Genomic DNA, 19,922 nt, shown 5'->3' on the forward strand with positions numbered 1-19,922 from the left:
TGTCGCGCACAGGTCCGACGGCTAAATTTGTGTTGGGTGAGGCGGTGGTCATATCTGCAACCCCACGCGCATCAGCCAGGTCTCTGGCTCATGCCTTAAACCGCTGGGGGTGTTGAGGCTGCGTTGGTAATCGACGTCTACTTGCAGGTTTTTCCAACTCAGGTTGACCCCGGCGCTGGCACCGCTCAGGCGTTGCCCCTGGGCGCCGTGGTCGGCCTTGATCCAGCCGTTGTCCAGACCCAGGCGCGGGGTGACTTGCACCGGAAATTCGCTGCGCAACGGCAGACGCAAGGTATTGCGCCAGATCGCACCGCTGGCGCCGGACGCACTGTTGACCCGGTAACCACGCACGGCGGAATCGTCGGTGCCGAGCAGTTGTTCGATGGCGGGCAGCGGATCGGGGCTGTACTGCACGTTCAACTGACTTTGCCACTGCCATGTCTGCTGGCCGAACCGGCCGTTGCGCCACTGGCTGAGGCCGGCTCTGTACTTGCGAAACTGCGCCTTGGGCAGGTTGTTGACCTGGCGCTGTGCATCGTCATCGGCACCGAGCCAGCGCAGGCCCTGGGCGTAATTGACGTCCAGGTTCCACACGGCGCTGTTGAGCCAGAACAGGTTCAATCCGGCTTCGGCCACGGTCAGGGTCGGGCTCTGGATACCGAGGCGAACGTTCTCCAGATAACTGTCGACGTCTTTGTGGGCCAGTTGCAGGTTGGCGCTGAGTTGACGACTTTGATCGCGCCACAACACCCGGTCGGCGCGCACACTGAGCTGGTCGGTGATGCCGGTGCTGTGGAATTCCAGGGTGCTGAGTTTGAACGGCGCGCGGTATTCGGCATGGCTGGCGAATACGCTGTAGGTCCAGTAACCGTAAGGAATGGCGTAGTAAACGCTGGCGTTGCGGCTGTAACGATCGCCGTGATTGAGGGTGTCGCTGACGCTCAGGTTGAGTGCGTCGTTGAGTTCCAGTGGGCTGTCGAGGCTCAGGCTCAAGGTGTCGCGATCACGCCCGGTGCTGGCGCTGCCGAGGTTGTCGATGCCCATTCCCAACGCCCAGCGTGACTGACCGCTGGTGCGCGAGCGCAGGATGATTCGTGAGGCGCCGGGCTGGGTGCCGGGGGCGATGTCGGCGGTCAGGTCAAGCGAACGCAAGCGGTTCAACTGATCCAGTCCTTGCTCAAGATCACGCAGGTACAGCGGCTTGCCGAGCATTCCGGGGAACGCCCCGCCGAGGGACACCGGCAAGCTCTGGTCGGCCAGTTCGATGGACTCGACGTAACCTTCATCGACCACAATATCCAGCGATTGCCCGGCTGCCGGCGCGCTGCGCAGGTACGGCCGACTGGCAATGTACCCCGCTTCCACGTACAGGCCGGTGATGGTCGCCAGCAGATGGTTGATCTGGCCGACGCCCATGCAGGACGACAGTTGCGGCTTGATCCGTTCGTTGAGCGTTTGGCTGCTAATCAGGGTGACGCCGCCCACGCGCGTGCCACTTAGAGGCCAGCAGCGTTCATCGGCAGGAGCACTGGAGGAAACGGCCGGCGCCACCGGTGCCGGACCAAAGCTGCCGCGTTCCAGTTGCCGACGGCGCTGGTCCAGTTGCAGTTGCTGCAGATCACGCTGTTGCTGTTGTTGCTGGCGCAGCACTTCCTGACCTGGGGCGGAAGGCTCTGCTGCCTGCAGTGCAGAAGCACTCAGGCTCAACAACGAAGCCAGCAACAGCGCGCAAGGCGAGGAGCTACGACGAGGTACAACGCGAAACGAATCCGGCACTCAACATCCTTGTCATCATCAAATGGCTTAATGCCACCCCATCAATGCGAGTGATAGTCAGATCGTTCCTACACAAATGCAAGACGCGTCCTACAGCGCTTACATTTTTTAAACAATTGGTTTCCTTGCGGTTACCGCCAGCAGCAAGGCGAAGCCGCCGCACAGCAGCAATGTTTCTCCCAACGCCTGGCCCCAGGCTGCAAGCATAAGTCCAGCGCCGATCAGCAGGTAATACAGCAAACCAAACAGTGCGCCGGCAGTGCCCAGTCGATCGCCATAGTTGACCAAAGCGGAGCCAAGGATGTTAGGGATTGCCATGCCGAATGCCAGCACCACCAGCAGCATCGGCAGCACAAACAGACCGCTGCCCTGCATGAGCCAGACGCCCACACCGCCCGACAAAGCCAACGCTGCCGCCAGCCGGATCAACTGCGGGCCCTTGAAACCGCGATGCAGCAATCGTTTGTTGAGCCAGGCGCCAAGGCCGGAACCCAGGGCGAGAATCACGCCGCTGTAGCCGAACCCTTGCGCACTCAAGCCCAGTCGTTGAAACATGAACGGGCCGAGGCTGTAGTAGCTGAACAAGGCAATGTTGAACAGCGCCACCAACAGCGTTGAGCGCCAGATATCGCGGTCTTGCAGCATTCGCCACAGCGTCTCGAACAGCGCGGGTGTCGTTACATTTTGCGGTCGGGTTTCCGGCAGGGCGCGCAGGCACCACAGCCATAACGCCGAGGACAACAGCAACAGGCATCCCAACACGCCTCGATAGCCGAACGCTTGCACCAGGCTCGCCCCGGTGAACAGGCCTATCGCGGGGCTGGCCGCCAATGCGATGCCCATCACCGAAAACACCTGCGCCAGTTCTGCGCCTTTGAAGCGGTTGCGCAACAGGGTTTGCGTGACGACCGAGCCCACCGCCGCACCGAACGCCGCCAGTGCCTGGGCCATCAGCAGCGCCTCGAACGTACGGGCGTTCAGCGCCAGCATCGAGGCACCGGCATACAACTGCGCGCCACCGGACGCAGCATCAGCTACAGCGCGTTCGAAACCGGATTTGCCAGTGACAGCGCGTTTATCGCGTTCTTCAAGGACATGACCGGCATCACCCCTGGCCATTGGCTCAAGTAAGCACCTGACGACCGGCAGCAGAAATCATTTGTCACTAAATATTATCTGCGTCATATTATGCGCGTAATAAACACCCGTTTCCCACAGGTACTCGCCCAATGACCAGCATGCCCAGCCTAGAAACCGACGTTGCTGTCCCGGTGAGTAAACCCAAGCCTCCCCTGCTCAAACGGCTGATCCTGCTGACGGCGGCCATCGCTGCCCTGATGTTCGCCGGGCTGTACGCGACTCACTGGTGGACGGCCGGCCGCTTCATCGAAGAAACCGACGATGCCTACATCGGCGGCGACGTGACGGTGATCGGCCCGAAAGTCGCGGGGTACATTGAAGAAGTGCTGGTCACCGACAATCAGAAGGTCAAGGCCGGCGATGTGCTGATCCGCCTCGACTCCCGCGATTACCGCGCCAACCTGGCCAAAGCCGAAGGCGCGGTGGCTGCCGAAGAAGCGTTGCTCGCCAACCTCGACGCCACCGAACAACTGCAACACGCAGTGATCGGCCAGGCCCGCGCCGGCATCGATGCCGCTGGCGCCGAAACCGCGCGCTCGCGGGACGACAATGCGCGCTACAAAAAACTGGTCGGCAGCAATGCGGTCTCGGTGGAAAGCGCCCAACGTGCCGACGCCACGTTTAAAACGGCTCAGGCGCTCAGTTCGCGAGCCCAGGCCGAACTGCTGGCGGCGCAACGTCAGCTGAACGTGATCGCAACGCAAAAACAGCAAGCCCGTGCCGCCCTGATGCAGGCCCACGCCGAACGTGATCTGGCGCAATTGAACGTGGGTTACACCGAACTCAAAGCCCCGGTTGACGGCGTGATCGGCAATCGCCGGGCGCGAGCCGGCGCTTATGCTCAAGCGGGTTCGCAACTGCTGTCGGTGGTACCGTCCAGAGGTCTGTGGGTCGATGCCAATTTCAAGGAAGATCAACTGGCGCGCATGATTCCGGGTCAACGGGTGATCATTCATGCCGACGTGCTGTCCGGACAGGAATTCCACGGTCATCTGGGCAGCCTCGCGCCGGCCAGTGGCTCGCAGTTCAGCGTGCTGCCACCGGAAAACGCCACCGGCAACTTCACCAAAATCGTTCAGCGGGTACCGGTGAGAATCATCCTCGATCCGGCCGATGGCGTGCTTGGTCATCTGCGTCCAGGCCTGTCGGTGACCGCTGAAGTGGACACTCGCAAGGAGCCTGAAACCCCAGCCGTGGCCAGCGCGCCATGAGCCGGGCTCTCGCCGCCCCTGCGCAACCGTTCAATCCAGCCAGCATGGCGACGGCGACCAAAGTCTTCGCCTTCGCCACCATGTGCATGGGCATGTTCATTGCGCTGCTGGATATCCAGATCGTTTCCGCCTCGTTGCGGGACATCGGCGGCGGGCTCTCCGCCGGCACCGACGAAACGGCATGGGTGCAAACCAGCTACCTGATCGCCGAGATCATCGTGATTCCCCTGTCTGGCTGGCTGTCGCGGGTGTTCTCGACGCGTTGGCTGTTTTGCGCTTCAGCAGTGGGTTTCACCTTGGCCAGCCTGCTCTGCGGCGCGGCCTGGAACATCCAGAGCATGATCGCCTTCCGTGCCCTGCAAGGTTTTCTCGGTGGTTCGATGATCCCGCTGGTGTTCACCACCGCGTTCTTTTTCTTCACCGGCAAACAACGGGTGATCGCGGCCGCGACCATCGGCGCGGTGGCTTCGCTTGCGCCGACCCTGGGGCCAGTGATTGGTGGCTGGATCACCGACATTTCATCCTGGCACTGGCTGTTCTACATCAACCTGGTGCCGGGTATTTTCGTCGCGGTGGCGGTGCCGATGCTGGTGAAAATCGACCAGCCGGAACTGTCGCTGCTCAAGGGCGCCGACTACTTGAGCATGGTGTTCATGGCGCTGTTTCTCGGCTGCCTGGAGTACACCCTCGAAGAAGGCCCGCGCTGGAACTGGTTCAGTGACCGCACGATTCTGACCACGGCATGGATCAGCGGCTTGGCCGGGCTGGCCTTCATCGGTCGAACCCTGCACGTGGCCAACCCGATCGTCGATTTGCGCGCCTTGAAAGACCGCAACTTCGCCCTTGGCTGTTTCTTCTCGTTCGTCACCGGGATCGGCCTGTTCGCGACCATTTACCTGACGCCGCTGTTTCTTGGCCGGGTGCGGGGCTACGGTGCGCTGGACATTGGTCTGGCGGTTTTCTCCACCGGGGTGTTCCAGATCATGGCGATTCCGCTGTACGCCTTTCTGGCCAATCGCATCGACCTGCGCTGGATCATGATGACCGGCCTCGGGCTGTTCGCGCTGTCGATGTGGGATTTCAGCCCGATCACCCATGACTGGGGGGCTAAAGAATTGATGCTGCCGCAAGCCTTGCGCGGAATTGCCCAGCAACTGGCGGTGCCGCCAGCGGTGACATTGACCCTCGGCGGACTGGCACCGGCGCGGCTCAAACATGCTTCAGGGCTGTTCAACCTGATGCGAAACCTGGGGGGCGCCATCGGCATCGCCGCGTGCGCGACCATTCTCAACGACCGCACCAACCTGCACTTCACCCGGTTGGCGGAACACCTGAACAGCACCAACGAATCGCTGAATCAATGGCTGTCCCAGGTCGGCAATAACTTCGCGGCCCTCGGCCAGAGCGGCGATGCCGGCGTCACCGCCAGCCTGCATCAGCTCTGGCTGCTGACCTACCGCGAAGCCCAGACCCAGACCTATGGCGATGCGTTTCTGATGATCATGGTCTGCTTCATCATTGCAACGGCGATGGTGCCCTTGATGCGCAAGGTGCAACCACCGGCCGCGCCGTCAGCAGACGCTCACTGATCAGGCTTGAGGCATTTTGCGGAAGCCGACTGCCAGGCGGTTCCAGGCGTTGATCGTGGTAATGGCCACAGTCAAGTCGACCAATTCCTTCGGGCTGAACTCGGACGCTGCCAGTTCATAGTCCTCATCCGGTGCGTGAGTCTGGCTCAGCAGCGTCAGCGACTCGGTCCACGCCAGCGCCGCACGTTCACGCGGTGTGAAGAACGGCGTTTCTCGCCAGGCCGACAATGTGTACAGACGGCGCTCGTCTTCACCGCCCTTGCGGGCATCGGCGCTGTGCATATCCAGGCAGAAGGCGCAGCCGTTGATTTGCGAGGTGCGCAGCTTGACCAGCTCGATCAGGGTCTTTTCCAACGGCAGCTTCGACACCGCGGTTTCCAGCGCGATCATGGCTTTGAGTGCGTCTGGCGATGCGGTGTAGAAATCGATGCGAGGTTTCATGGTGGGCTCTAATAGCAAGTGGGGGTGGAGCTAAGTTAGTCCTGACGGCGCCGCTGACAAATAGCCAATATTTCAGAAGTCGAGGAGTCCATTGAAGAGTTTGGCGACAGTGGATTGCTGATCCGCAACTTCTGCGGCGGCCCTGCTGCCGTCTTCGCGGGCAAGCCTCGCTCCTACAGTAGTCCGCGATCCCATGTAGGAGCGAGCGGGCGGCGATCCGACTTGCCCGCGAACCGCATAGCGGCCATCTACCGAAGAACTAAGCCCGATTACGCAACCACTGCAAAAACCCTCTCTTCGCCACCACTTTCGGCACTTCCTGAGTCAACGACTGCGCCTTGTGCAAGCGGAAATCCAGCAACGCCTTCATCGCTTCGCTGATGTCGTGGCGCGCATCCAGGCATGGCTTGAGGTAGTCCTTCTCGATCCGGTACAAGCTGCACGCGGTCTTGGCGCTGAACTCTGCCGGCAGCGCGGTATCGGACAACACCCCGCCCTCGCCGATCACCTCGCCCGGCCCCATGCGCCCGGACTCGAACTTGACCCCGCCACGGCTCAACTGCACCGAGACCACACCCGATTCGATGATGAACAGGTGATCGCTGACCTGCCCCGCCGGCAGGATCATTTCACCGGCGCGGAAGGTTTGCAGTTTCATGTTCTGGCTGAAGGTGTCCTTCTCTTCCTGGCGCAGGGTGGAGAAAATGTTCGAGCTGTCCAGCAGCGCCCGCGGCCGTGACAGCTCGGCAGGCGCGTTGGATTCAACGCTCGACAACAGGCTGACACCGGACGCTTGCAAGTGTCGGTACGCCAGGTCGAACAGCAGGTTGCGGACCATGCGCTTCTGATCCATGGAGACCACGAACCCGCTGATTTCGTACTCCACGCCACTGGCGCTGGAACCTTTCAACGATACGTTTGGCGCCGGTTTGTTCAACAGAAAACGGCACCCCTGCATCGCCCGTTCCAGTGCATCGAGTACTGTTTGCGGGCGCGCGTGCGGGCTCAGTTGCAGGCTGATCGAGACGCCGAACATATCGCTCGGCCGGCTGAAATTGATGATCTTGGCCTTCGCCGCCAGCGAGTTGGGAATCACCGCCATGCTGCCCTGGGCAGTTTGCAGGCGCGTGGCGCGCCAGTCGATGTCGGTGACCCGGCCTTCGGTGCCGTCGATGGAGATCCAGTCATCCAGTTGATAGGGTTTGGTGGTGTTGAGGACGATCCCCGAAAACACATCGCTGAGGGTGCTTTGCAAGGCCAGGCCGACGATGATCGCCAACGCACCGGAGGTGGCGAGCACGCCTTTGACCGGCAGTTCGAGCACGTAGGCCAGGGCGGCGATGACGGCGATCAGGAAGATCACCGCACCGAGCAAATCCTGGAGCAACCGCCCCGTGTGCCCGACCCGTTGCATCATCACCGCACCGATCAGCACCGTCAAAGTACGCGCGCCGAACAGCCACCAGCCGATCTGCAAACCCGTGGCCGCCAGGTGCAGCGGCACGTTATCGGCCCAGGGCGCTGGCTCCAGCGGGTTCAAGCCTTCGTTGAATAGGAGGATGCTGAACAGCGCGAAAATCACCAGCCGCACGACCAGTTTCCAGTTGCTGCCGTTGGCACTGATCAAGCGCCACAATCCGAGATCGATCAGGATCAGGAGCAGTGCGCAAATCAATGGGTGATTGGTAAGCAGTGACAGCATCAAGCAACTCCAGCCATGTACGGATGGGCACAGTGTAGGAGCAATTGCGAATTTGATAACACCACAAAAAACGGTAGGAGCCGGCTTGCTGGCGATGGCGGTCTGACAGTCACTGAATTGTTGACTGCTCTACCGCTATCGCCAGCAAGCCGGCTCCTACAGGGGTGATGTGTGTCAGTGATTACTTGCTGTCGGTCAAGGCGTTGTAGCTGGTAAACAGGTTGCGGTAGTCCGGGATGTGGTTGGAGAACAAGGTGCCCAAGCCTTCCACGTCGTTGCGCCAGTCGCGATGCAGCTCACAGGCCAGGCCGAACCAGGTCATCAATTGCGCGCCGGAGGACGACATGCGGTCCCAGGCCGATTGACGGGTCAGTTCGTTGAAGGTGCCGGAAGCGTCGGTCACCACGAACACGTCGAAGCCTTCAGCCAGGGCCGACAGCGCCGGGAAGGCCACGCACACCTCGGTCACCACGCCAGCGATAATCAGCTGTTTCTTGCCGGTCGCCTTGATCGCCTTGACGAAGTCTTCGTTGTCCCAGGCATTGATCTGACCGGGACGGGCAATGTAAGGCGCGTCCGGGAACAGCGCCTTGAGTTCAGGCACCAGCGGGCCGTTCGGGCCGGTTTCGAAACTGGTGGTGAGGATGGTCGGCAACTTGAAGTACTTGGCCAGGTCAGCCAGGGCCAGCACGTTGTTTTTGAAACGGTCGGGCTCGATGTCGCGCACCAGAGAAAGCAGGCCCGCTTGATGATCCACCAACAGAACGGCGGCGTTATCCTTGTCGAGACGTTTGTAAGAAGTAGTCATGGGAGTAATCCTCGCTTTTTATCGATGCCGAACGGGCCGGCTTGAATGAATCCTGATGTCGGTTAAAACGCGGTCAGACAAGGGTAGTCCCCCAGGTCCTGCACGCCAGCGCAGTACAACAATTTGTTCAATCGCTCATCCGACCGAACCGTCCGGACTGGAAGTCAGCAAAGGCCTGATGAATCTCTTGCTCGCTGTTCATTACGAACGGGCCGTGCCCGACAATCGGTTCGTCGATAGGCTCGCCGCTGAGCAGCAACACCACCGCGTCGTTATTGGCTTCCAGGCTGAGCTGATGGCCGTCGCGTTCGAACAACGCCAACTGCCCTTCGCGCACCAGTTCCTGGCCGTTGACCTGAACCGTGCCGCGCAGCACTACCAGCGCAGTGTTACGACCTTCGTGCAGATCAAGGATCAACGACTTGCCGCCGTTGAGGCGCAGATCCCAGACGTCGATCGGCGTGAAGGTGCGCGCCGGACCGGTGTGGCCATCAAATTCGCCAGCGATCAGACGCAGGCTGCCGGCCTTGTCCTTGAGCGGGATACTCGGGATGTCGCCATCGAGAATCGTCTGGTAACCGGCATCGGCCATCTTGTCCCGAGCCGGCAGGTTGACCCACAGCTGAACCATTTCCAGGGTGCCGCCGCTCTTGGCGAACCCTTCAGAGTGGAATTCCTCATGGAGAATCCCCGAGGCCGCGGTCATCCATTGCACATCGCCAGGGCCAATCTTGCCGCCGCTGCCGGTGGAGTCGCGGTGCTCCAGTTCGCCCTTGTAAACGATAGTCACGGTTTCGAACCCGCGGTGCGGATGCTGACCAACGCCACGACGTTCGGTAGTCGGGGTGAATTCGGCGGGGCCTGCATGATCGAGCAGCAAAAACGGGCTGATGTGTTTACCCAGGTTGTCGTAGGAAAACAGCGTACGAACCGGAAAACCGTCGCCGACCCAGTGGGTCCGTGGGCTGGTGTAGATACCGATGATGTTTTTCATCCTGCCTCCAAATTCGTTGTTTGACGCGATGGACAAAGCTTAAAACCGCAGCCTTTGATGCACTAGACTGCAAAAATCAGCCTTAGCGTTCTATCTGGAGAACGATGGTGGAAGACCTCAACACCCTGTACTACTTCACCCAAGTGGTGGAACACGGCGGTTTCGCCCCGGCAGGGCGGGCGTTGGACATGCCCAAATCCAAGCTCAGCCGGCGCATTGCCGAGCTTGAGGAGCGCCTCGGTGTACGCCTGTTGCACCGCACCAGCCGGCATTGTTCGCTGACTGAAATCGGCCAGGCGTACTACCAGCGCTGCCTGGCCATGCGCGTGGAGGCGGAAAGCGCCGCCGAACTCATCGAACGCAATCGCTCCGAGCCACAAGGGCTGGTGCGCATCAGTTGCCCGACGGCGCTGCTCAACTCCTGGGTGGGGCCGATGTTGACCCGCTACATGCTCAAGTACCCGTTGGTGGAGTTGTTCATCGAGAGCACCAACCGCCGGGTCGACCTGATCCACGAGGGATTCGACATCGCCCTGCGGGTGCGCTTTCCGCCGCTGGAAAACACCGACATGGTGATGAAGGTGCTGGGCAACAGTACGCAGAGTCTGGTGGGCAGCCCGGCCTTTCGCGAACGCTTGTCGTCACCCGCCTCCCCGGCCGACCTCAGCGGTTTGCCAAGCCTGCACTGGGGTGCAGCGCAGCGTGAATATCAGTGGGAATTGTTCGGCGCGGACGGTGCCAGCGCGATGATTCGACACGCACCGCGCATGGTCACTGATGACCTGTTGGCCTTGCGCCATGCCGTGCTCGCCGGGATCGGCGTTGTGCACTTGCCAACCGTGGTGGTGCGCGATGACATAGCCGCCGGGCGATTGGTTGAACTGGTGCCGGGGTGGGCGCCGAAATGCGGAATCGTGCACGCGATCTTTCCGTCACGTCGCGGGCTGCTGCCCTCGGTCAGAGCGTTGATCGACTTTTTAGGCGAGGAGTTCAGCCACAGCGATATCGCTTGAGGACTCGACACACGGGGCTGGCGGAGTTTTTATTTCGGACATAATATCGATCCGGATTACAAACATAATATTCGCTCCCGCCTGAGGACATCATCATGCAAAGCCCCAACCGCGACGCCACTCTCGCCCAATGGATCGCCCAGGAACAGGCCATGCGCTCGCGTCTGGCCGAGCCGGGCAGCTTGTCCATGGCCGAGGTCAGTGCGCTGTCGCCCGCCGAGTTTTTCGAGGGGATTGGCGACGGTGTACTGCCTTCACCGCCCATCGGCGCCTTGATGGATTTCATCCCGATCGAATGGTCGGCCGGGCTGTTCATTTTCCAGGGCACGCCGGATTCGCGGCATTACAACCCGCTGGGCAGCGTGCATGGCGGCTATGCGGCGACCTTGCTGGATTCGTGCATGGGCTGCGCGATTCACACGCAGCTGAAGAAGGGCCAGGGGTATACGACGCTGGACTTGCGCATCAGCTACGTCCGCGCATTGACCGGTGCCAGCGGACCGGTTCGGGCCGAGGGCAAAATCGTGCATCTGGGCCGTTCCACCGCGCTGGCCGAGGGGCGGATTTATGATGTGGATGGGCGGTTGTATGCGACCGGGTCGACCACTTGCATGATTCTTGAGGCTCGGGGGTAAGTTCCCGGACCGAGGCGCGGCCTTCGCGGGCAAGCCTCGCTCCTACAAAATCCAGCAAATTCCTGTAGGAGCGAGGCTTGCCCGCGAAGGCGCCAGATGAAACACCACACATGTCAGAGACCGCCCACCGATTCATGACTTGCGGTAAACATTGCTTTGCCCATCCAGCGGTTTTTCCCAGGGAGGCAGCCGGGGATACTCCTGTCCATTCCCACTGCAAAGCCTGGAGTCATTGATGTCTATTCCCGCATTCGGTCTCGGTACCTTTCGCTTGCAAGGCCAGGTGGTCATCGATTCGGTGAGCACCGGCCTCGCGCTGGGCTACCGGGTGATCGACACCGCGCAAATCTACGAAAACGAAGCCGAGGTCGGCGAGGCCATCGCCGCCAGCGGTATCGCCCGTGATGAGCTGTTTATCACCAGCAAAATCTGGGTCGCCAACTTAGCCAAAGACCGGTTGATCGACAGCCTCAAAGAGAGCCTGCGCAAACTGCAGACCGACTACCTGGACCTGACGCTGATCCACTGGCCGTCCCCGGAAGATCAGGTGCCGGTCGAGGAGTTCATGGGCGCCTTGCTCGAAGCCAAACGACGGGGCCTGACCCGGCACATTGGCGTCTCCAACTTCACGGTCGCCCTGATGCAAAAGGCAATTGCGGCGGTCGGTGCCGAGAACATCGCCACCCACCAGATCGAGCTGCACCCGTACCTGCAAAACCGCAAGGTCGTAGAGTTTGCCCAGCAACAGGGCATCCAGATCACCTCCTACATGACCCTGGCCTATGGCGAGGTGTTGAAAGACCCGGTCATCCAGCAAATCGCCGATCGTCTTCAGGCAACCCCGGCCCAAGTCACACTGGCCTGGGCCATGCAGCTGGGTTACGCGGTCATCCCCTCCTCCACCAAACGCGCCAACCTGCAAAGCAATTTGCAAGCGTGTGCCCTGCAATTGAGCGACGCCGACATGGCGTTGATCGCAAGCCTGGAGCGCGGCCATCGATTGACCAGCCCCAAAGGCATAGCGCCGCACTGGGATTAAGCGTCAGCCCTGCTCAAGACTATGATCGAGAAGTTGCATGGCGTGCTGCAATTGATCGACGGCTTCGTCGATCAATGCCGCGCGCCCCTCTGCGCAAGCACGCTCCAGCGCCACACAACACTCGATAAGCCGCTGCGCCCGAACCATGCGCGCACCGCCCTTGATGCGGTGCGCCAGTTCTTGCAGACCGGGGCGATTGTTGTCGGTGTGTGCTTGAAGCAGACTTTCACGGTCATCCCGATTGGTCACTGCCAGTTCGCGCAGCAGTTGATTGATCAACGTCCGGTCTTCACCGACGTATTTCTCCAGCTCGCTCAAGTCGAGCTCTGACGATGAGGGTTGTTCGCTCGTTGTCTCTACAAACCGGTCAGCCAACCACGCACTCAGATCCGCCAGCCGAATGGGTTTGAACAGGCAGTCGTCCATACCCGCTTCCAGGCACAGGACCTTTTCCTCAGGCTGCGCATTGGCGGTAAAACCCAGAATCGGCGTTGACGGCAGGCCTTGCGCGCGCTCTTCATCGCGTATTGCGCCGGTTAATTCATAACCGTTGAGCTTTGGCATATTGCAGTCAGTGATGACCACATCAAACTCGTGTGCTCGCCACAGTTCCAGCCCTTTCTCGCCATCCTCGGCCTCCATCACGTGATGCCCCAGATAGCTCAGCTGACTTGAGAGCAACAGCCGATTGGCCGGGTAATCGTCAACCACCAGAACAGTCAGGGACCTCGTGGAAACCTGCCCCCCCACCCTGTTCACCGATTCATCGGCAGGCAGCGGTTTCAACGCGATCAGCGACAGGCTGATCTCCACCTGCGAACCCTGTCCGAGGACGCTACGCAGCACCAGCCGTCCGCCCATCATTTCGCACAACGTGCGGCTGATCACCAACCCCAGTCCGGAACCCTTGCGCGCGGATTGCTGGCTGTTACCGGCCTGTACGAACGGACTGAACAACCGCTGCTGGTCGGCCCCACTGATGCCAATGCCAGTGTCTTGAATAAGCACATTCACCAGCAGATGCCCCGATATACCGGGTATGACCCGCAGCGTCAGGCTCACTTCGCCTTCGCGGGTAAACTTGATTGCATTGCTCAACAGATTGGACAGCACTTGCTTGAAGCGTGTGGGGTCGATCAACACCTCACGATCACTGCGCGGGTCCAGATCGACGCGCCACGCCAAGTGCTTTTCCAGGGCGAGTCCTTCAAAGACCCGGCAAACCGACGCCACCAGATCACGCAGATTGACGCGTTCGGGGGTCAGCGATAAATGCCCGGACTCAATACGCGCGATGTCCAGAATGTCGCCGATCAATGCCAGCAACTGTTGAGCTGCCGTGGAGGCGACTTCGAGGGAGCTGCGATCGGCGACGCCCACTTCCGCGCGCTTCCAGGCCATTTCCAGAAAGCCGATCAGGGCATTGATCGGTGTGCGGATTTCATGGCTCATGGTCGCCAGAAACGTGGTTTTGGCACGGTTGGCATCGTCCGCCGCATCCTTGGCCTCCTGTAACTGCTGCATCCACTGCTGGCGCTGGCGAATCTGCCGACGCTGCCAGGCGATCCAGCCAAGGGCCAGCAACAACAAAACCCCGGCCGCGGCAAACCCCTGCAAAATGCCTTGGCGATGACGCAGCCAATAACTGTCATCGACCACCACATCATTGCTCCAGCGAGCGATCAGATCGTCCATTTCTTCGGGTGAAATGCTCAGCAACGCCTTGTTCAATATCGAGTGCAACTCCGGTTCATCACGGCCGGTTGCCATGGCGATGCGCGCCGGTTCATCGCCCACGGTGCTGCTGATCCGTAAACGCCCCTGGTAATACCGGGCAATCAGGTAACGGGTCATGAACAATGAACTGAGCGCGGCATCGGCCTGTCCCTTCGCCACCAGCTCCAGACCTTCGGCCGGGTTTTGTACATCTACCATCTGCACCTGCGGCGCCCGCGCCTGAATAAACGCGCGCATCGGATGACGGGGATAAATCGCCAGGCGTTTGCCGGCCAGATCGTCCAGCGTCGTCGGGCTACCGGGGGTTGTTGCACTGACCAGTGTGTACGGATGGGCCATATAGGACCGGGTAAAGTGCAATCCGGCGACGTCTTTGGTCATGGGGATGATGGCGGGCAAAACCTTGATTTCGCCGGCTCTGAGTCGCTGGATTTGCTGGTCCAGGGTTTGCCCTCGCAACACATTAAAGTTCAAACCGCTGCGCTGGCTGATCAGCGTCAGCAATTGCGCCGTCACCCCACTGAATCGACCCTCGGCATCGTAGAACGTCAACGGCGCAAAGTCCCCGACGACGCCCACCTTCACCATTGGATGCTGATCCAGCCAGCGCTGTTCACTCTCACTCAGACTCACGCGCTGCTGTCCCGCCACTTTGGCCCTGCCGGCGCTCCAGCGCTGCTCGATGATTGAGCGCTGATCCATTGGGATCGCCGCCAGCGCCTTGTCGATGAGTTCCTTGAGTGGCAGGTTGTCCCGAGCCAGTGCGAAGCCAAACGGGTTAGCGTCGAGGCCGGCCGGCCCGATCATCTGAATGTCATTGAGGTAGTTGTTGTTGATCAGGTAATTAGCGCTGATGAAGTCCCCGAGGTACACGTCATCCTGCCCATACGCTACCGCCCCGAGCGCATCTAGCGCCGACGGATAACGTTGCAGGCTGGCCTCGGGATAGAACGATTTAACGGTTTGCGCCGGCAGATAGTCATCGGCCATGGCAATGCGCTTGCCCGCCAGATCCACTGGCATGCGCTCGTCCAGACGGGTGACCAGCATCGGCTGATCTTCAGCATACGCACTGGACAGGATCAGCTCGGGGTCGGCCAGCTCAAAGTTGTTCGAGGTCGCGAGCACATCGAGCTCGCCGTATTTAAGGGCCTCCATGGCCGCTTCACGCGTGACATAACGCAGCACCTCGATCTGCACGCTCAGCAGTTGCGCGACCAGCGCAGCGTAATCGGCGGTGATGCCTTCCAGCTCGTCGTGATTGCGCGTCACCTCGAACGGCGGGTAGTCCGGTCCGCTCACCCCGAGGCGCAACACACGCGTGTTGCGCAGCCATTGGCGGTCCCGTTTCTCCAGATGGACCTCGTAACCCTCCACTTTGGAACGCCCCAGCAGCTGCAAGCGCTCAGGCTCGCCGGCCACCGAAACCAACACCGGCGGAACGAGGCACACCATCAGGATCAGCAGCAAGATACGCACGGTCGGGCGCACTCAGATCAGGTGATTGCGTATGGCGAAATCGCGCACGTGCACGGCCGAGCTCAGTCCGAGCTTTTCGATCAAACGAGTCTTGTAGGTGCTGACAGTCTTGTGGCTCAGGTGCATGAGCACTGCGATCTCTTTGTTTTTAATGCCCCGGGCCAGGTACTGCAGGATGGTCAGTTCGCGGTTTGAGAGTTTGTCGATCATCTGCTTTTCGCTGTGTTGCAGCATGTCCAGCGGACCGGTGGGTAGCTGCGAGAAATAGGTATAGCGCGCCATGACGGCTTGCACCGCTTTGTGCAAATGGCTCAGATCATTGGTCTTGGAGACATATCCCAAGGCCCCGGCGCGCATGCAGCGCTCCTGAAAAAACAGCGGGTCCAGTGAAGTGAACACCAGCACCACACACATCCACCCATTGATCTTGATTCGATCCAACACATCCAGCCCGTTGCCGCCGAGCAACACCAGATCCAGAATGACCAGATCGACGGCATACTCACGGAGTATCGTCAACGCCTCACCAACGCTTGCCGCCTCATAAGTCCGTTTGAAACCTTCTCGCTCAAGTACAAGTTTGACTGCGGCGCGAATCACCGGATGATCGTCCACAAGCAGCACTGACCTCATGACAACTCCCTGTGCAAAAACTCAACGAATGCCCACGGGATGACGCCGGGGCAGACACAACGGCTGCGCCAAGACTCTTGCATGGAGGAAAGGCAGAATCTACCTGTAAGAAATGACAGTTCCGACGAACGGTAAACCGCAATCACCCGGCGTACCGCTGATCGCGCTCCTGCGGTGATGGATCGATGATCGTCATCAGCCGCTGGATGCACAACAGATCAGGCAGCGTTGCGTGGCTCACCTGAATCTTCTGTTGCTCGCAGACCGGGATCGCCGGCAACTGCGCCCGTTGTCCGTCGAAAATCAGCGCATGGCGAACCTGCCGGTTATCGAGGAAGTACCCGAGCACATCCAGTTCGCCTGCCGCCAGCGCGGCATTGACGACCACCAGGTCGAACGGCTCGCAACCGTACTCGATCAGGGTCAGCATGGGTGCCAGCCCCTGCACCGGCGCCACCCGGTAATAGTCGAGTTGATTGAACAACCGCTCGATGATCATCCGGTGAAAGTGCTGCTCGTCGGCGATCAGGATGCGTAAGGCTTTATTCGGCATCGTAGCCTCTTGGGTCATGGCTGGTTTTTGATGCGGCGAGGCTACGGGAGGCGCGCAGAGGTTTCTGTAGGACTTTTCCTAAATGACTGCAGATTCCGCCAATTACTGCCATCCAAACCGCCGAATGTAGAATCCCTTCACCGCTTGAGTCAGCCCCATGTACGCCAGCAGAATCACCGGCAAGAACACGAAATACAGCGACGGCAGCGCCTGCAATTTGAAGTAGTGCGCCAACGGCCCCATCGGCAGGAAGATGCCGACCGCCATGATGATCCCGGTCATGACCATCAACGGCATCGCCGCACGGCTTTGCAGAAACGGGATTTTCGGTGTGCGGATCATGTGCACGATCAACGTCTGGGTCAGCAGCCCGACCACGAACCAGCCGGACTGGAACAGGGTTTGATGGTCCGGGGTGTTGGCGTCGAACACGTACCACATCAGGGCAAACGTGGTGATGTCGAAGATCGAGCTGATCGGGCCGAAAAACAGCATGAAGCGCCCGACATCCGCTGGCTGCCAACGCTGCGGCTTGCTGAGCATTTCTTCGTCGACGTTATCGAACGGGATGGCAATCTGCGAAATGTCGTAGAGCAGGTTTTGCACCAGCAGGTGCATCGGCAGCATCGGCAGGAACGGGATGAATGCGCTGGCCACCAGCACCGAGAACACGTTGCCGAAGTTCGAGCTGGCGGTCATCTTGATGTACTTGAGCATGTTGGCGAAGGTCCGGCGCCCTTCCAGCACGCCCTCCTCCAGCACCATCAGGCTCTTTTCCAGGAGGATGATATCGGCCGCTTCCTTGGCGATGTCCACCGCGCTGTCCACCGAAATACCGATGTCGGCGGTGCGCAGCGCGGGAGCGTCGTTGATGCCGTCGCCCATGAAGCCGACCACGTGGCCGTTGCCTTTGAGCAACCGCACGATGCGCTCCTTGTGCGTCGGCGTGAGCCTGGCAAAGACGTTGGTGGTCTCGACCGCGACCGCCAGTTGCGCATCGCTCATGCGCTCGATGTCGTGGCCCATCAGCAGGCCTTGTTGCTCCAGGCCGACTTCGCGGCAGATCTTCGCGGTCACCAGTTCGTTGTCACCGGTCAGCACTTTCACCGCGACGCCATGATCGGCCAGCGCCTTCAGGGCCGGGGCGGTGCTTTCTTTCGGAGGATCGAGGAAGGCGACATAACCGATCAGCGTCAGTTCCTGTTCATCCGCCAGGCTGTAGGTGTCCCGGCCTTCGATCATGGGTCGCGCGGCGACGGCGACCACTCGCAGGCCCTCAGCATTGAAGGCGGCAGTGACCTGGCGAATCCGCGCCAGCAGCTCATCGGTCAGTGCTTCGTCAACCACGCCGTGGCGCACCCGCGTGCAGACCGCCAGTACTTCCTCCACCGCGCCTTTGCAAATCAGCAAATGCGGCTGATCGTGCCGGGCAACCACCACCGACATGCGTCGGCGGGTGAAGTCGAACGGAATTTCATCGACCTTGCGAAATGCCGTGCCGACCTTCAGTTCACGGTGGATTTCCACGTGTTCCAGCACCGCCACGTCCAGCAGGTTTTTCAGGCCGGTCTGGTAGTAGCTGTTGAGGTAGGCCATTTCCAGCACGTCGTCGGAGTCGTTGCCCCAGACGTCGACATTGCGCGCGAGGAAGATTTTGTCCTGGGTCAGGGTGCCGGTCTTGTCAGTGCACAGCACGTCCATAGCGCCGAAGTTCTGGATCGCGTCGAGGCGTTTGACGATGACTTTTTTACGCGACAGAAACACCGCGCCTTTGGCCAGGGTCGAGGTGACAATCATCGGCAGCATTTCCGGGGTCAGGCCCACGGCAATCGACAGCGCGAACAGCAACGCCTGGGTCCAGTCGCCTTTGGTGAAGCCGTTGATGAACAGCACCAGCGGCGCCATGACAAACATGAAGCGGATCAACAGCCAGCTGACTTTGTTGACCCCGGTCTGGAACGAGGTCGGTGCGCGATCGGTGGCGCCGACCCGCTGGGCCAGGGCGCCGAAATAGGTGTTATTGCCGGTGGTGAGAATCACCGCCATCGCCGTGCCGGACACCACGTTGGTGCCCATGAACAGGATGTTCTCGAGGTCCAGCGGATTGCGGGTATCGCTGTTCTGCTGGCGCGGGAATTTCTCCACCGGCATCGATTCGCCGGTCATCGCCGCCTGGCTGACGAACAGATCCTTGGCGCTGAGCACCCGGCAATCGGCGGGGATCATGTCACCGGCTGACAGCACAATCAGATCTCCCGGCACCAATTGCTTGATCGGCAACTCAGTACGTGGCGCATCCCGGCGCATCACCGTGGCGGTGTTGCTGACCATCGCCTTGAGCGCGTCGGCGGCCTGGTTGGATTTGGTTTCCTGCCAGAAGCGCAGCAAGGTCGAGAGCACCACCATCGAGAAAATCACGATGGCGGCTTTCATGTCCTCCGTCAGCCAGGAGATCACCGCGAGCAACGTCAGCAGCAGGTTGAAGGGGTTTTTGTAGCAGTGCCACAGATGCGTCCACCACGGCAGTGGCTGCTCATGCTCGACTTCGTTGAGGCCGAATTGCTCGCGCAGGGTGTCGGCTTCCACTTCACTCAAGCCGTCGGTGTGGCTGCCGAGTTTTTTCAGCAATGGGCCGGTGTCGCTGTTGGCGGCGGTGACCAGGGTTTGCGCCAGCGTCGGCGGCACTTCGCGGCTGACCGTGGTGTCGGTAAAGCTTTCCAGCAGCGCCAGTCGGCGAAAGTGCCGGCCGATGTGACGGGTGCGCAGGAATCCAGCGAAGAACTCTTTGAGCAGGATAAGGTTCATGGCGTTGCCCCAGGGTCAGCCGGGAAACCTTCGAGCAGGCGTGTCGAGTCGCTGCGATGACGACAGGAACGTCGAACATCACACACGGTCAAGCGTCGATGAGAGGGGTTTCGCGACACGGCCCAGGTGTGGCCGCGATCAGGATTCCGCTGCTCGCTATCAGGCGAGACAACGGCACGACAGGCTGCGCGTTATCTTGCCGGGAAGGTGCCGGTTATCGAAACCGGCCGACTACTGTCACTCGAACAAGTACCCACTGAGGGTCTCCGCTATTGATGAAAACGCGCGAAGCTTACGCCCCGATTTCTGGAGAGTAAACGAAGGAACGGTGGGTGGTGGGGGAATTGCAGAGTTCTTCAGGAAGGGT

The 19,922-nt window shown here is 60.4% G+C and carries 15 protein-coding genes and 1 pseudogene; 6 read left to right on the top strand and 10 right to left on the bottom strand.

Annotated features, from left to right (window positions below):
- Positions 1-48: 48 nt before the first annotated feature.
- Positions 49-1,776: a ShlB/FhaC/HecB family hemolysin secretion/activation protein gene (locus ACYZTY_RS18535; protein ID WP_461954930.1), complete on the bottom strand. Its 1,728-nt coding sequence runs from the start codon at positions 1,774-1,776 to the stop codon at positions 49-51.
- Between the two features lie 108 nt (positions 1,777-1,884).
- Positions 1,885-2,793 (bottom strand): annotated as a pseudogene (locus tag ACYZTY_RS18540) (MFS transporter); the annotation flags it as partial.
- A 12-nt stretch (positions 2,794-2,805) separates the two neighbouring features.
- Between ACYZTY_RS18540 and ACYZTY_RS18545 the strand changes: the two are divergent.
- From ACYZTY_RS18545 to ACYZTY_RS18555, 3 genes are all read left to right on the top strand, one after another.
- On the top strand, positions 2,806-2,907 hold the full coding sequence (locus ACYZTY_RS18545; protein WP_461959352.1) for a hypothetical protein: 102 nt from the start codon (positions 2,806-2,808) through the stop codon (positions 2,905-2,907).
- A 98-nt stretch (positions 2,908-3,005) separates the two neighbouring features.
- Positions 3,006-4,127: an HlyD family secretion protein gene (locus tag ACYZTY_RS18550; RefSeq protein ID WP_461954931.1), complete on the top strand. Its 1,122-nt coding sequence runs from the start codon at positions 3,006-3,008 to the stop codon at positions 4,125-4,127.
- Positions 4,124-5,716 carry a DHA2 family efflux MFS transporter permease subunit gene (locus ACYZTY_RS18555; RefSeq protein ID WP_461954932.1) on the top strand — a complete coding sequence of 531 codons (1,593 nt, stop codon included), beginning with the start codon at positions 4,124-4,126 and terminating at the stop codon, positions 5,714-5,716. Before ACYZTY_RS18550 ends, ACYZTY_RS18555 begins: the two co-directional genes overlap by 4 nt.
- Here ACYZTY_RS18555 and ACYZTY_RS18560 read toward each other — a convergent pair whose 3' ends face one another.
- From ACYZTY_RS18560 to ACYZTY_RS18575, 4 genes are all read right to left on the bottom strand, one after another.
- On the bottom strand, positions 5,717-6,157 hold the full coding sequence (locus tag ACYZTY_RS18560) for a carboxymuconolactone decarboxylase family protein (RefSeq protein ID WP_461954933.1): 441 nt from the start codon (positions 6,155-6,157) through the stop codon (positions 5,717-5,719).
- 259 nt (positions 6,158-6,416) lie between these two features.
- Positions 6,417-7,859 carry a mechanosensitive ion channel domain-containing protein gene (locus ACYZTY_RS18565; protein WP_461954934.1) on the bottom strand — a complete coding sequence of 481 codons (1,443 nt, stop codon included), beginning with the start codon at positions 7,857-7,859 and terminating at the stop codon, positions 6,417-6,419.
- Positions 7,860-8,040: 181 nt separating this feature from the next.
- Positions 8,041-8,667, bottom strand: coding sequence for an isochorismate family cysteine hydrolase YcaC (gene ycaC / locus ACYZTY_RS18570; RefSeq protein ID WP_461954935.1), 627 nt, complete (start codon positions 8,665-8,667; stop codon positions 8,041-8,043).
- Between the two features lie 127 nt (positions 8,668-8,794).
- Positions 8,795-9,661, bottom strand: a complete 867-nt coding sequence (locus ACYZTY_RS18575) for a pirin family protein (RefSeq protein WP_461954936.1) — start codon at positions 9,659-9,661, stop codon at positions 8,795-8,797.
- A gap of 104 nt (positions 9,662-9,765) precedes the next feature.
- Here ACYZTY_RS18575 and ACYZTY_RS18580 point away from each other — a divergent pair, with 104 nt between their 5' ends.
- From ACYZTY_RS18580 to dkgB, 3 genes are all read left to right on the top strand, one after another.
- Positions 9,766-10,674, top strand: a complete 909-nt coding sequence (locus ACYZTY_RS18580; protein WP_461954937.1) for a LysR family transcriptional regulator — start codon at positions 9,766-9,768, stop codon at positions 10,672-10,674.
- A 95-nt stretch (positions 10,675-10,769) separates the two neighbouring features.
- On the top strand, positions 10,770-11,309 hold the full coding sequence (locus ACYZTY_RS18585) for a PaaI family thioesterase (RefSeq protein WP_461954938.1): 540 nt from the start codon (positions 10,770-10,772) through the stop codon (positions 11,307-11,309).
- A 235-nt stretch (positions 11,310-11,544) separates the two neighbouring features.
- The gene (gene dkgB / locus ACYZTY_RS18590) at positions 11,545-12,348 is read left to right on the top strand and encodes a 2,5-didehydrogluconate reductase DkgB (RefSeq protein ID WP_461954939.1); all 804 of its coding nucleotides are present in this window, start codon (positions 11,545-11,547) and stop codon (positions 12,346-12,348) included.
- Positions 12,349-12,351: 3 nt separating this feature from the next.
- Here the strand turns inward: dkgB and ACYZTY_RS18595 are convergent, their stop codons facing one another.
- From ACYZTY_RS18595 to mgtA, 4 genes are all read right to left on the bottom strand, one after another.
- Positions 12,352-15,576 (bottom strand): response regulator, encoded by a 3,225-nt coding sequence (locus tag ACYZTY_RS18595; protein WP_461954940.1) that lies wholly within the window; start codon positions 15,574-15,576, stop codon positions 12,352-12,354.
- Entirely contained in the window at positions 15,577-16,197 is a 621-nt protein-coding gene (locus tag ACYZTY_RS18600) for a response regulator (protein ID WP_461954941.1), read from the bottom strand. It lies immediately after the preceding gene.
- Between the two features lie 142 nt (positions 16,198-16,339).
- Positions 16,340-16,750, bottom strand: a complete 411-nt coding sequence (locus ACYZTY_RS18605; protein WP_461954942.1) for a response regulator — start codon at positions 16,748-16,750, stop codon at positions 16,340-16,342.
- A gap of 102 nt (positions 16,751-16,852) precedes the next feature.
- Entirely contained in the window at positions 16,853-19,555 is a 2,703-nt protein-coding gene (gene mgtA, locus ACYZTY_RS18610) for a magnesium-translocating P-type ATPase (RefSeq protein WP_461954943.1), read from the bottom strand.
- Positions 19,556-19,922 lie beyond the last annotated feature (367 nt).

The organism is Pseudomonas sp. LB1P83 (assembly GCF_054897885.1).